Source organism: Microbacterium sp. DWRC1-3, assembly GCF_049896645.1.
Lineage (GTDB): Bacteria > Actinomycetota > Actinomycetes > Actinomycetales > Microbacteriaceae > Microbacterium > Microbacterium maritypicum.
Window position 1 is genome coordinate 241,441 of sequence record NZ_JAFCUS010000002.1, and the last position, 12,332, is coordinate 253,772.

At 68.8% G+C, this 12,332-nt stretch carries 11 protein-coding genes; 10 read left to right on the plus strand and 1 reads right to left on the minus strand.

Translation table 11 applies throughout. From position 1 onward, the window contains the following. Positions 1–64 precede the first annotated feature (64 nt). The 10 genes from ACP699_RS13870 to ACP699_RS13915 all read left to right on the plus strand — a co-directional run bounded on the left by ACP699_RS13870 (position 65) and on the right by ACP699_RS13915 (position 11,185). On the plus strand, positions 65–439 hold the full coding sequence (locus ACP699_RS13870) for a fluoride efflux transporter FluC (RefSeq protein WP_288968738.1): 375 nt from the start codon (positions 65–67) through the stop codon (positions 437–439). Beyond that, positions 436–795 carry a fluoride efflux transporter FluC gene (locus ACP699_RS13875; RefSeq protein WP_055876617.1) on the plus strand — a complete coding sequence of 120 codons (360 nt, stop codon included), beginning with the start codon at positions 436–438 and terminating at the stop codon, positions 793–795. Before ACP699_RS13870 ends, ACP699_RS13875 begins: the two co-directional genes overlap by 4 nt. Positions 796–903: 108 nt before the next feature. Then, positions 904–2,172, plus strand: a complete 1,269-nt coding sequence (locus ACP699_RS13880; RefSeq protein ID WP_426171861.1) for an ABC transporter substrate-binding protein — start codon at positions 904–906, stop codon at positions 2,170–2,172. A gap of 4 nt (positions 2,173–2,176) precedes the next feature. After that, positions 2,177–3,136 (plus strand): carbohydrate ABC transporter permease, encoded by a 960-nt coding sequence (locus ACP699_RS13885; RefSeq protein WP_017831364.1) that lies wholly within the window; start codon positions 2,177–2,179, stop codon positions 3,134–3,136. Then, positions 3,129–4,010 carry a carbohydrate ABC transporter permease gene (locus tag ACP699_RS13890; RefSeq protein WP_017831365.1) on the plus strand — a complete coding sequence of 294 codons (882 nt, stop codon included), beginning with the start codon at positions 3,129–3,131 and terminating at the stop codon, positions 4,008–4,010. The genes ACP699_RS13885 and ACP699_RS13890 overlap by 8 nt, the downstream gene beginning before the upstream one ends. A 3-nt stretch (positions 4,011–4,013) precedes the next feature. Beyond that, positions 4,014–5,072 (plus strand): LacI family DNA-binding transcriptional regulator, encoded by a 1,059-nt coding sequence (locus tag ACP699_RS13895; protein ID WP_426171864.1) that lies wholly within the window; start codon positions 4,014–4,016, stop codon positions 5,070–5,072. A 40-nt stretch (positions 5,073–5,112) separates the two neighbouring features. Then, a complete protein-coding gene (locus ACP699_RS13900) occupies positions 5,113–6,294 on the plus strand; it encodes a Gfo/Idh/MocA family protein (protein ID WP_200935183.1) in 1,182 nt (393 codons plus the stop codon). Beyond that, the gene (locus ACP699_RS13905; protein WP_426171866.1) at positions 6,291–7,256 is read left to right on the plus strand and encodes a DMT family transporter; all 966 of its coding nucleotides are present in this window, start codon (positions 6,291–6,293) and stop codon (positions 7,254–7,256) included. The genes ACP699_RS13900 and ACP699_RS13905 overlap by 4 nt, the downstream gene beginning before the upstream one ends. Positions 7,257–7,368: 112 nt before the next feature. Then, positions 7,369–7,956: a TetR/AcrR family transcriptional regulator gene (locus ACP699_RS13910; protein WP_055869476.1), complete on the plus strand. Its 588-nt coding sequence runs from the start codon at positions 7,369–7,371 to the stop codon at positions 7,954–7,956. A gap of 16 nt (positions 7,957–7,972) precedes the next feature. Continuing rightward, positions 7,973–11,185, plus strand: a complete 3,213-nt coding sequence (locus ACP699_RS13915; RefSeq protein WP_426171869.1) for an efflux RND transporter permease subunit — start codon at positions 7,973–7,975, stop codon at positions 11,183–11,185. A gap of 144 nt (positions 11,186–11,329) precedes the next feature. Here ACP699_RS13915 and ACP699_RS13920 read toward each other — a convergent pair whose 3' ends face one another. Then, positions 11,330–12,226, minus strand: a complete 897-nt coding sequence (locus tag ACP699_RS13920) for an aldose 1-epimerase family protein (protein ID WP_426171871.1) — start codon at positions 12,224–12,226, stop codon at positions 11,330–11,332. Positions 12,227–12,332 lie beyond the last annotated feature (106 nt).

Genomic DNA, 12,332 nt, shown 5'->3' on the forward strand with positions numbered 1-12,332 from the left:
ATCCGGTATCCACCGCCTTGACATCCGAACGGCGCACTGCCAGTCGGGGACTACAGTGGCGGACGTGAACTTCCGCCGCATCCTCCTCGTCGCCGCCGGCGGCACGATGGGTACGGCGGCGCGGCTCGGCCTGGGGCTCGTGCTCCCGGACACCGGGGGATTCCCCGTCGCGGTGCTCATCGCGAACGTGGTCGGGGCGCTGCTGATCGGCGTGCTGGCCGCGCGTCTTCCGGCATCGGCCGACCTGCGGCTGATGCTCGGAACCGGCGTGCTCGGAGGCTTCACGACGTACAGCGCCTTCATGACGGGCACGCTCGACCTGTGGACGAGCGCGCCGATCCTCGCCATCGTCTACGCGGTGGGCACCCTCGTGCTCGGTCTCGGTGCGGCGGCATTGGGGCTGCATCTCGGTCGCCCCCGCACCGGGAGAGCATCGTGAGTCCGCTGCTGTTCCTCGGTGCCGCGCTCGCCGGAGGGATCGGCGCGGTGCTGCGCTATCTCGTCGACCTCGGGGTCGCTCGTCTGGCCGGACGCCGCTTCCCCTGGGGCATCCTGCTGGTGAACATCTCGGGATCGTTCGCGCTCGGGCTCGTCACCGCCGCGCTGCCGGATGCCGCCTTCCTCCTCGGGGCGGGGCTGCTCGGCGGCTACACGACGTTCAGCACGGCGATGCTCGACACGGTCGCTCTGTGGCGTGACGGCGAACGCCGGGCATCCGCGTTCAATGCGATCGGGATGCTGTTGCTCGGCGTGCTCGCGGCCGGCCTCGGCCTGGCTCTCGGCTCCCTCTTCTGATCCGGGGTTGCGACGGGCGGTTCCGTCGCGTTATCCTCCTTGCTAATCGATTAACGCTAAACGATTAACACTCCCCCCGCACTCGTGCACCTGTCGAAGGAGACACCGATGCCCCGTACGACCAGCCGCGCTCTCGGCGCACTCGCCGCATCAGCGGTCGCCGTCCTCGCCCTGAGCTCCTGCTCCGCCTCGACGGGCGGCGGCGGCTCCGACGGCGACGTGACCCTCAGCTACGCCATCTGGGACGAGAACCAGAAGCCGGCGATGGAGGACATCGCCGCGGCGTTCACGAAGGAGAACCCGAACGTCACGGTCGACGTCCAGGTCACGCCGTACAAGGAGTACTTCACCAAGCTGCAGACGGCCGCGACCGGCGGCTCGGCGGCGGACGTCTTCTGGATGAACGGCCCGAACTTCCCGCTCTACGCCTCGAACGGTCAGCTCGCCCCGCTCGATGACGGGGGGATCGACGCCGCCGACTACCCGCAGGGCCTGATCGACCTCTACACCTACGACGGAAAGCTCTACGGCGCCCCGAGGGACTTCGACACCGTCGCCCTCTGGTACAACAAGGCGCTGTTCGACGCCGCCGGCGTCGAGTACCCGTCGGCGGACTGGACGTGGGACGACTTCACCGCCGCTGCCGCGAAGCTCACCGATCCCGCGAAGGGCCAGTTCGGAGTGGCGGCCAGCCAGTACGGCCAGGAGAACTTCTACAACTCCATCGCGCAGGCCGGTGGTGAGGTGATCTCGGCCGACGGAACGAAGAGCGGATACGCCTCGCCGGAGGCGCTCGCGGGCATCGAGCTGTGGACCGATCTGATCGCCGCCGGGTCCTCGCCCACGGCGGAGCAGATGACCGATACCAACCCCGAGGACTTCTTCCTCTCCGGCAAGGTCGCCATGTTCCAGAACGGGTCGTGGGCGGCGATCGCCTACGCCGACAACGCCGACATCGGCGACATCGTCGACGTCGCCCCGCTCCCGGCGGGGGTCGAGGGCAACCAGAGCGTGATCCACGGCGTCGGCAACGTCGCGAATGCGAAGAGCGCGCACCTGGCCGAGGCCAAGGCGTTCGCGGAGTTCGCCTCCGGAGAGCAGGCCGCGAAGATCCAGGCCGAGACCGGCACCGTGATCCCCGCCTTCACGGGAATGCAGCAGGCATGGGTCGACGCCCTGCCGCAGTACGACCTGCAGGTCTACATCGACGCCCTCGACAACGCCGTGCCGTACCCGGTGTCGAAGAACACCTCCGCCTGGACGAGCATCGAGAGCGAGGTGCTCTCGCAGGTGTGGTCGGGAGCGATGACCCCGAAGGAGGGCCTCCAGGACCTCGCCGACCAGATGCAGGCGGCACTGGACGCCGAGCAGGAGTGACCGCATGACCGTCATCGCACCGCGTGCGGTCGAGACGGCGCAGCGGATGCCGCAGCCGCAGGGCTCCGGCATCCGCCGCCGCCGGCGGAGCCCGGGAGCCTCGCCCTGGTGGGCGCTGGTCTTCCTCGGGCCGACCGCACTGGGCATCACCGTGTTCTATCTCTGGCCGACCGTCCGCACGCTCATCATCTCGTTCACGAAGTCGGGCCCGTTCGGCGGATCCGAGTGGGTGGGCATCGAGAACTACACGCGCCTGTTCCAGGACCCCGAGCTCATCGGAGCCCTTCGCAACACCGCGATCTACACGATCATCGCCCTCATCGGCATCCCGCTCGCGGTCGGGATCGCCGCTCTGCTGAACACGGCGGGGCTCAAGGGTCGCAGCGCCTACCGCACGCTGTACTTCATCCCCGTCGTCACCATGCCGGCCGCCATCGCGCTGGTCTGGCGCATGATCTACAACGGCGACTACGGGGTGCTCAACGCCGCGCTCGGCGCGATCGGCATCGAGGGGCGCAGCTGGCTCACCGACCCGAACACCGCGTTGGTCGCGATCGCCGTCGTCGGCATCTGGGCGGGACTCGGGACCAACATCGTCATCTTCCTCGCCGGTCTCCAGGGCATCCCCGACACGATCATGGAGGCCGCCGACCTCGACGGCGCGGGCCCCGTGCGCAAGTTCTTCTCCATCACGATCCCGCTGCTGTCGCCGTCGATCTTCTTCGTCAGCGTGATCAGCGTGATCGGGGCGCTGCAGGTGTTCGACCTCATCTACATGATGCTCGGACGCAGCAACCCCGCGATGCCGAACACCCGCACCGTCGTCTACCTCTTCTACGAGGCGGGCTTCCTCGACAACGACCGCGGCTATGCGGCCGCCGTCGCCTTCCTGCTGCTCGTGATCATCCTGATCCTCACGATCGTGCAGTTCCGTCTGCAGAAGAAGTGGGTGCACTATGAGTGACGTCTCGCTCGACACGCGCGCCGTGGTCGGCGCCTCCGCCGGCCGCTCCGGGACGCCGAAGAACCGCGGCATCTGGATCGTGCACCTCGTGCTCATCCTCGGTGCGGTGCTGATGGTCTTCCCCTTCGTCTGGCAGCTGCTGACCTCGTTCAAGACGCTGTCCGACTCGGTGCAGGTGCCGCCGTCGTTCCTGCCGCGCGAATGGGTGTTCACCAACTTCGCCGAGGTGTTCGACTCGATGCCCTTCGGGCAGATGTTCCTGAACTCGGTGTGGCTCACCGTGGGGCGCACGGTCGGCCAGGTGGTGCTGTGCACCATGGCGGGCTACGCGTTCGCGCGCATCCCCTTCCCGGGACGCAACGCGCTGTTCGTGGTGTTCCTTTCGGTGCTCATGGTGCCCTCGCAGCTCTACCTGCTGCCGCAGTACGAGATCATCCAGGCACTCGGCTGGCTCAACACCCTGCAGGCGCTCATCGTGCCCGGCATCTTCAGTGCTTTCGGCACCTTCCTGATGCGGCAGTTCTTCCTGTCGATGCCCGCCGAGCTCGAGGAGGCCGCCCGCATCGACGGAGCCAATCCGTGGCAGACCTTCTGGCGGATCATGGTTCCGCTGGCGAAGCCTGGCATCATCGCACTTGTGGTGTTCACCGTGCTGTGGTCCTGGAACGATCTGCTCTGGCCGTTGATCGTGACGACCGACCCCGCGAAGATGCCGCTGTCGGTCGGGCTCTCGCAGCTGGTCGGCATCCACGGCACCGACTACCCGGTGCTGATGGCGGGCGCGCTGCTGGCGACCCTGCCGATGCTCGTGACCTTCATGGTCCTGCAGCGGCAGTTCATCCAGGGCATCGCCTTCAGCGGATCGAAGGGCTGAGACATGGCGAAGAGCGAGCACCAGGCGCCCCGGCGCCCGACCCTGCGCATGGTCGCCGAACGGGCCGGCGTGTCGACAGCGACCGTGTCGTACGTGTTCTCCGGACGGGCGGGTGCCGCATCCGGCGCCGGTGTGGCCGAGGCCACCGCCGCACGTGTGCTGGCGGCCGCCGACGAGCTGAACTACCGGCCGAACAGCGCGGCGCGGGCGATCCGCACCGGACGCAGCGGCATGGTGCAGCTGTCGCTGCACATGCTCAGCGACCCGTGGTCGCTGGCCGTGGCCGACGCGGTGAATGCCGAGGCCAACAGGCACGGGCTCACCACGCTGATCCTCGCCGACGGCGATTGGCACGCCGCTCTCGACCGGGTCGAGAGCGACGTGGCCTACCTCGACGGCGTGGGACTCGACGACCAGGCACGGCAGAACCTCGCCGACCTCGTGCGTCGCGGACAGCGCCTCGTGGTGTTCTCGGAGCATCTCGAGCCGGAAGGATTCGACGTGATCCGCTCCGACGCGATCCCGGGGTGCGAGATCGCGATGGATCACCTGCTGGAGAGGCACACCGCGATCGGATGCATCGCCGCGGAGGGAGCGGTGCGCCTCGCCGGTGAGCAGGTCACCCGCTACACGCCGTACCTCCAGAAGCTGGCCGCTGCCGGCATCGAGCCTGACCCTGCCTGGACGGTGACGTACGCCGACACCCAGGCGAGCGCCTTCACAGCCGCGGTCGAGCTGCTGTCGGGCGAGAACCGGCCGCACGCGGTCTACGCCACGACCGACTTCGCCGCGATCGCCGCGATCAACGCCGCGCACATGCTCGGGCTCCGGGTACCGCACGACGTCGCAGTGGTGGGTGTCGGCAACACCCCCGACGCCCGCCTGATCGCGCCCACGCTCACGACCGTCGGTCCGACCGACTTCTACGAGAGGCAGGCGCGCATCATCGTCGACCGTGCCCTCGAGAGCGAATCCGCACCCGGGCGCCTGCACGACTTCGCATGGACGCTCTTCCCCGGCGGATCGACCGACCTCGACGCCCCCGCACCGCGGGCCCGCTGACCTCGGCATCCGCACAGACTCATCACACAGAAGGACCATCGTGGATCTCCAGATCGGCATCATCGGCTTCGGCGCGCGCTCGACCCTCCAGGAAGAGGTGCATCGTCCGGGGCAGGGCTCACGCATCAGCGCCGTGTGCGACCTCGCCCCGCGCGCTCGCGAGGACGCCCGCGCCCTCGTGCCGGACGCCCTCATCACCGACTCGCTCGACGAGCTGCTGGCCTCGGGCGTCGACGCCGTCATGGTGCTCACACCCGACGACACGCACGCAGCCCTCAGCATCCGTGCCCTCGAAGCCGGAGTGCCGGTGTTCTGCGAAAAGCCCCTCGCGATCGACCTCGCCGACGCCGATGCGATGCTCGAGACCGCACGCCGCACCGGCACTGGTCTCTACATCGGTCACAACATGCGGCACATGCCCGTGATCACGCTCATGCGCGGGCTGATCCAGAGCGGCCGCATCGGCCAGGTCAAGGCCGTGTGGGTGCGGCACTTCGTCGGCCACGGCGGCGACTTCTACTTCAAGGACTGGCACGCCGACCGCCGCCGCACCACCGGACTGCTGTTGCAGAAGGGTGCGCACGACATCGACATCATCCACTGGCTCGCCGGCGCCTACAGCGAGCGGGTCTCCGCGATGGGGGCGCTGAGCGTCTACGGTGACATCACCGACCGCCGCGACAGGGCGGGGGAGCGGATGCCGGACTGGTTCAGCATGGACAACTGGCCGCCCACCGCGCTCACGGGGCTCCACCCCGTGGTCGACGTCGAAGACATCTCGATGGTGAACATGCAGCTGGAGGGCGGCATCTTCGCGTCGTACCAGCAGTGCCACTTCACCCCCGACTACTGGCGCAACTACACCGTGATCGGCACCGAGGGGCGCATCGAGAACTTCGGCGATGTGGCCGGCAGCGAGGTCAAGCTGTGGAATCGGCGGCATGCCGGCGCGGCCGACGCCGACGAGACCTTCATCGTCCCCGAGGTGCCGGATGCGGGTCACGACGGCGCCGACGCGCTGCTCGTCGCCGAGTTCCTGCGGTTCGTCCGCCACGGGGGTCTGACCGAGACCTCTCCCGTCGCGGCGCGCGAGGCGGTGGCCGCGGGCATCCTCGCCACCGCGTCGTTGCGAGGTGACGGCTCGGCGATCGAGATCCCGCCGCTGGATCCCGAGCTCGTCGCCTACTTCGAGCGGGGGCAGGTCGAGGCCGCTCTGGTATGAGCGCAGCGCGGGTCGCCATGCGGTCGGTCTCGTCGAGCACCGATCGCGTGCGGCTCGCACTCGAATCGGTGGCGCTCGTGGTGCTGCTCGCCGCGACCTGGGTGATCGCAGGGGTCGCCTTGCAGGGGGCAGGGGTCGCCGTGGTGTCGGCGGGTCGCACCGGGTTCGCCGTGCTCGGCCTCGTGGCGGTGGCGACTCTGGCGCGTCCGCCTTCGCCGGCGACGGCTCCGCGTTACTCCGGTGGGGAACTCGCCGCCCTCGCCGTCACGGGTGTCGCCGGCTACACGATGCTCTCGACCCTCGCGATCGCTCTCGCGGGCCCGGCGATCCCGAGCCTCGTCCTGGCGCTCTCGCCCGTAGTCGTGCTGCTGCTCGAGAGCGCTCTTGCGCGCGCCCGTGTGCATCCGCTCGTGCTCGCGGCGACCATCGTCGCGGTCACCGGCGCCCTGCTGTACATCGTCCCTAGGATCGACGGCGCAGCGGAGGCGGACGTCGTCGGGGGTGTCCTTGCCGCCCTCGGCGCGATGGTGTCGATGTCGGTCTACGGGCTGCTCTTCGCGCACGTGAACCGGGACCGCGCCGGCGCGATCACTGCGCGCATCCTCCCAGTGTTCGCCCTCGGGAGCGTGCCCCTGCTGGTGTGGGCCGTCATCGAGGTGGGACTCGGCGGAATGATCGAGCCGGTCAGCATCGCCGTGCTGGCCGTGCTCGGACTCGGCATCTACGTTCCCGCGTATCTCGTGCAGCATCGCATCATCCTCACCGCCGGCCCTTCATACGTCGCCCTGCTCGGGCTTGCGGTGCCGCCACTGGTGGGCATCGCATCGGTGTTGCTCGGTCTCGCCGCTCCGCCGGGGGCGATCCAGGTCTTCGGCGTCGCGCTCACCCTCGCGGGACTGTTCGTCGTCATCCGGATGAGGTTCCGCCGGGTACGCACGGATGCGGAGAGTCGGCCGAACTGACCGGGTCTCGGGCCCCGCAGCGGTCGCCGTCGCGAGCGCGCCCGCTTTCTCCCAGCATCCTCACAATCCGAAAATGTACAAACGTACATGTACGGATGTCCAAGGGGGCGGGATGAAGCATGGTGCGCGTCGTCGACGTGACCCTGAAGCGCGCCGTCTCGAGATCGTCACCGCTGCCGCAGAGCTCATCGTCGAGGTGGGCGCAGAGGCCGTCACGCACCGCATGGTCGCCGCGCGCGCCGGGGTGCCCCTCGGGGCGACGACCCAGTACTTCGACACCCTCGATGACCTCAGGTCCGCAGCCTTCCGCGCGCTCGCCGAAGAGGTCGACGCGCGTCTCGACGGTGTCCGGCAGACCCTCGCCGAGCGCGGCGACAGCCCCGAGGTGATCGCCGCTCTCGTGTTCGAGAGCATGGACGACCACCACGCCGTCCAGGCCGACCGCGCCGTGGTCACGGCAGCCGTGCACGACCCTCGCCTTCGTGAACTCGCGCGACACCTGTCGAACCGCCTCGTCGAACTGCTCGCGCCGACCTACGGCGAAGAACGCGCCAGAGCGGCGATGATCTTCATCGACGGCGTCATGTGGAGCATGCAGATCCGCGACGATCGCCTCGCCCAGTCCTTCATCGAGTCCGCACTGGCGCGGATCCTCGGAGACGCCGTCTCCACCCCTTCCGCAGCGACAGCCACCCCCTGACACCGAGGAAACCGCCTTGTCGAAACTCGCCATCCTGAGCCTGAAGAACCGCGCGCTCATCGCCCTCATCACCATCGTCGCGGCGGTGTTCGGCGGGCTCGCGCTCACGAACCTCAAGCAGGAGCTCATCCCCTCGCTCGAGCTGCCGGCGCTCGTGGTCATGACGACCTACCCCGGCGCATCGCCCGAGGTCGTGGAGAACGACGTGTCCACGCCGGTCGAAGCGGCGATCCAGGGCGTGCCCGGTCTGGAATCGACCACGGCGACCAGCACCACCAACGCGTCGATCGTGCAGGCGATGTTCGCCTACGGCACGAACCTCGCCACGGCCGAGCAGAAGATCCAGCAGGCGATCAACCGCATCTCCTCGCAGCTGCCGGAGGACGTGAGCCCCCAGGTGCTCTCGGTCTCGATCGACGACTTCCCGGTGATCCAGGTCGCCGTCACGGGTTTCGAGGATGCCGAGAACGCCCAGGCCGAGCTCGAGTCCGTCGCGATCCCCGAACTCGAAGACGTCGACGGCGTCAACGCCGCAGAGATCGTCGGCGGGGTCGGGCAGCGCATCAGCATCACCCCCGACGTCGCGCAGCTCGCCGCCGTCGGCACGAGCACCACGGCGATCAGCGATGCCCTGAAGCAGAACGGCACGCTCTTCCCCGGCGGTGACATCACCGAGAACGGGCAGACGCTCACCGTCCAGACCGGGGCGAAGATCACCTCGGTCGAGGAGATCGCCGCGCTTCCGCTGGTCGGCACCGATGCCACCATCGGCGATGTGGCGTCGGTCGTGCAGGAGTCCGACCCCGTGACCTCCATCTCGCGCGTGGACGGCAAGGACGCGCTCTCGATCTCGATCACCAAGCTCCCCGCGGCGAACACGGTCGAGGTGTCCAACGGTGTGATCGCCGCGCTCGACACGATCGGCGAGGCCTTCCCCGACGCCCAGTTCACGGTGATCTTCGACCAGGCGCCGTTCATCGTGCAGTCGATCGAGACGCTCGCCACCGAGGGTCTTCTCGGCCTGGTCTTCGCTGTGCTCGTGATCCTCGTGTTCCTGCTGTCGGTCCGGTCGACGCTCGTCACCGCGATCTCGATCCCGACCAGCGTGCTCATCACGTTCATCGGGTTGCAGGCGTTCGGCTACTCGCTGAACGTGCTCACGCTCGGCGCGCTCACGATCGCGATCGGTCGAGTGGTCGACGACTCCATCGTCGTGATCGAGAACATCAAACGCCACTACGTCGGCGATGCCGACAAGGGCGATGCGATCCGTCTCGCGGTGCGCGAGGTCGCCATGGCGATCACCGCATCCACCATCACGACGGTCGCGGTGTTCCTGCCGATCGTCTTCGTCGGCGACATGGTCGGCGAGCTGTTCCGTCCGTTCGCGATGACCGTGACGATCGCGATGGTCGCGTCGCTCCTGGTCGCACTCACGATCGTGCCGGTCCTCGCGTACTGGTTCCTCAAGCCCGGCAAGCCGCTGCTCGACGAGCACGGCGACGCGATCGACCCCGAGCACCCCGACGCCCCGCCGACCTGGCTGCAGCGGCAGTACCGCCCGATCCTGGGTTGGACGCTGAAGCACTCCGGCATCACCGTGATCCTCGCGGTCGTCGTGCTCGGCGCCACCCTGGCCGCTGCGCCGCTGATGAAGGTCAACTTCCTCGGCGACTCCGGTCAGAACACCATGACCATCACGCAGGACCTCGGCCCGTCGGCGAGCCTGCAGGCGAAGTCGGATGCCGCGGTCGATGTCGAGGATGCCCTCCTCGACATCGACGGCATCGAGCATGTGCAGGCCTCGATCGGCACCAGCGGCTCGGCGCTCAGCGATGCCTTCTCCGGCGGCGCGGGCGTCACATACTCGGTGCTGACCGACTCGGATGCCGACCAGGAGAAGCTCCGCGCCGACGTGCAGGATGCGATCGACGGACTCGGCGACGACGTGGGCGATGTGGCCGTCTCGGCATCGGCCGGCTTCGGATCGAGCGACATCGAGATCACGGTCAGCGCCTCGAACTCCGACGACCTCCAGACCGCGACGACCACGCTGGTCGAAGAGCTCGACGGGCGCGACGGCGTCGGCCAGGTGAGCGACAACCTCGCCGCGTCGCTGCCGTACATCGCCGTCGTGGTCAACCGGGAGGCCGCCGCACAGCGCGGACTCTCCGAGGTCGCCGTCGGAGGCATCGTGTCGGGCACCATGCGCCCGCAGCAGGCGGGATCCGTCGAGATCGACGACACCGCCCTCACGGTCTACATCGTCACCCCGAACCCGCCGACCACGGTCGAGGCGCTCAGGACGCTCACGATCCCGACCCCCGCCGGCATCGTGCAGCTGCAGGACATCGCCACCGTCGAGCAGCAGAACGGACCCACCTCGATCACCACCGAGCAGGGCCGTCGGACGGCGACGATCACCGTGCCTCCGGCATCCGACAACCTCGCCACCGCCACGCAGTCGGTGAACGAGGCGCTCGCGGCGGTCGACCTGCCCGACGGAGCCTCCGCCGAGGTCGGCGGTGTCGCCTCGCAGCAGGCCGACTCGTTCTCGCAGCTGGGCCTCGCCATGCTCGCGGCGATCCTGATCGTCTACGTGGTCATGGTCGCGACGTTCAAGTCGTTGCGTCAGCCGCTGCTGCTGCTCGTGTCGGTGCCGTTCGCGGCGACGGGTGCGATCCTGCTGCAGATCCTCACGGGCGTACCGCTCGGCGTCGCGTCGCTGATCGGTGTGCTGATGCTCATCGGCATCGTGGTGACGAACGCGATCGTGCTCGTCGACCTCGTGAACCAGTATCGGGAGAAGGGTCTGTCGACCATCGAGGCGGTCAAGGCCGGAGGCGAGAAGCGTCTGCGGCCGATCCTGATGACCGCGCTCGCGACGATCCTCGCCCTGACCCCGATGGCTCTGGGCATCACGGGGCACGGCGGGTTCATCTCGCAGCCGCTCGCGATCGTCGTGATCGGCGGTCTGATCTCGTCGACCGTGCTGACGCTGATCGTGCTGCCGACGCTCTACAACCTCGTCGAGGGCGCCAAGGAGCGGCGTGCGGCTCGCAAGGCCGGTGGAGCGGGTGCCGGCGGGACTCCGACGCCGGATGCTCCGGTCGGGCCTGATGCGTCCGGTGCCGCTGCGGCGTCGGGGCAGCCGGTGCTGATCGACGCCTCCGGCCTGCCGCACGCATCGCAGCTCACCCGCCGCGAACTGCGCGAGCGCGGGGAGTAGCCGCGCTCGGGTGGTGATCACCTCCGCAGAAAGGCCCCGGATCCGCATCCAGATGCGTGATTCGGGGCCTTTCTCCGTGATCGTCGAGGAGGTGCTCACTGCTGCGGCCCCGCAACGAGCCGCCCACAGCGCAAACGGCCGGGCTCAGGACAGCGTGATGCCCCAGTGCAGGGTCCAGGTCTCGTCGGGGGAGAGGCGACGGATGCCGAGGCCGCTGTTGAACGCATCGGCGGGCGCGGTCATCGGCTCGATCGCGACCGCGAGGCTCTGCCCGGGATAGGCGGGCGTCGTGTACACCTGCACGTAGTCGAAGCCCTCGCCCTGCCAGAGCGTGACGCGACGACCGTCCGGCGCGGTGAGCGAGTGGCGCACGCGCCCGTCGGGGTCGCGTGCGAGATCGGTGAATCCGGTGTCGAGGGTGACATCCCCCAGGCGCACACCTTCGCGCAGCTCGGGTCCGACCGGTCGGGTGCCGGTGGGGAGCATCCGCTCGTCGGTCTCGAACGCCGTCTCCGCGGGCACCCGCAGCACGAGGTTGTGCGGATCGACGTCGCCGATCGTCACGAACGGATGCGTGCCGAGGGCGACCGGCGCCGGCGTGCTCGAGCGGTTGGTGAGCGTGTGCGTCACCTCGATGCCGTCGGTGGTGAGGGCGTACGTCGCGGTCGTCTCGATCAGGTACGGGTACCCGGTCTGGGGGACGATGTTCGCCCGCAGCACGGCTTCGCTGTCGGTGTGCGCCACCTCGTAGGCCGTGAATCGCAGCAGGCCGTGGCTCGCGTTGCGCAGCTTCGGCTCCGTGATCGCGAGCCTTCGCGTGGTGCCCTCGTCGTCCCACTCCCCGTCTCGCACCCGGTTCGGCCAGGGGGTGAGGACCACGCCGGAGCAGGCCGGGGTGGGCAGGTCGTACGGGTACGGCGGCACGAGGTCGACACCGCCGATGCGCAGCGAACGCAGGGATGCGCCGACCTGAGCGATCTGCGCGTCCGCCTCGCCGAGTCGGAGGGTGATCTGGGCGCCGGTGGGGGAAGCGGTACTCACCTCGTCATCGTACGGCCACCATCGGGTCGGCAGTCTCTCAGGCGCGTCGGCTACACTTGACCGGTCGGCTTCGGACACCCGCGCGTTGGCGCGGACGTTTTATGTG

Excerpts from the sequence above, each read along its gene's own strand:
- ACP699_RS13885 (WP_017831364.1), top strand. The coding sequence starts at position 2,177 with ATGACCGTCATCGCACCGCGTGCGGTCGAGACGGCGCAGCGGATGCCG.
- ACP699_RS13910 (WP_055869476.1), top strand. The coding sequence starts at position 7,369 with ATGAAGCATGGTGCGCGTCGTCGACGTGACCCTGAAGCGCGCCGTCTC.
- ACP699_RS13890 (WP_017831365.1), top strand. The coding sequence starts at position 3,129 with ATGAGTGACGTCTCGCTCGACACGCGCGCCGTGGTCGGCGCCTCCGCC.
- ACP699_RS13880 (WP_426171861.1), top strand. The coding sequence starts at position 904 with ATGCCCCGTACGACCAGCCGCGCTCTCGGCGCACTCGCCGCATCAGCG.
- ACP699_RS13895 (WP_426171864.1), top strand. The coding sequence starts at position 4,014 with ATGGCGAAGAGCGAGCACCAGGCGCCCCGGCGCCCGACCCTGCGCATG.
- ACP699_RS13905 (WP_426171866.1), top strand. The coding sequence starts at position 6,291 with ATGAGCGCAGCGCGGGTCGCCATGCGGTCGGTCTCGTCGAGCACCGAT.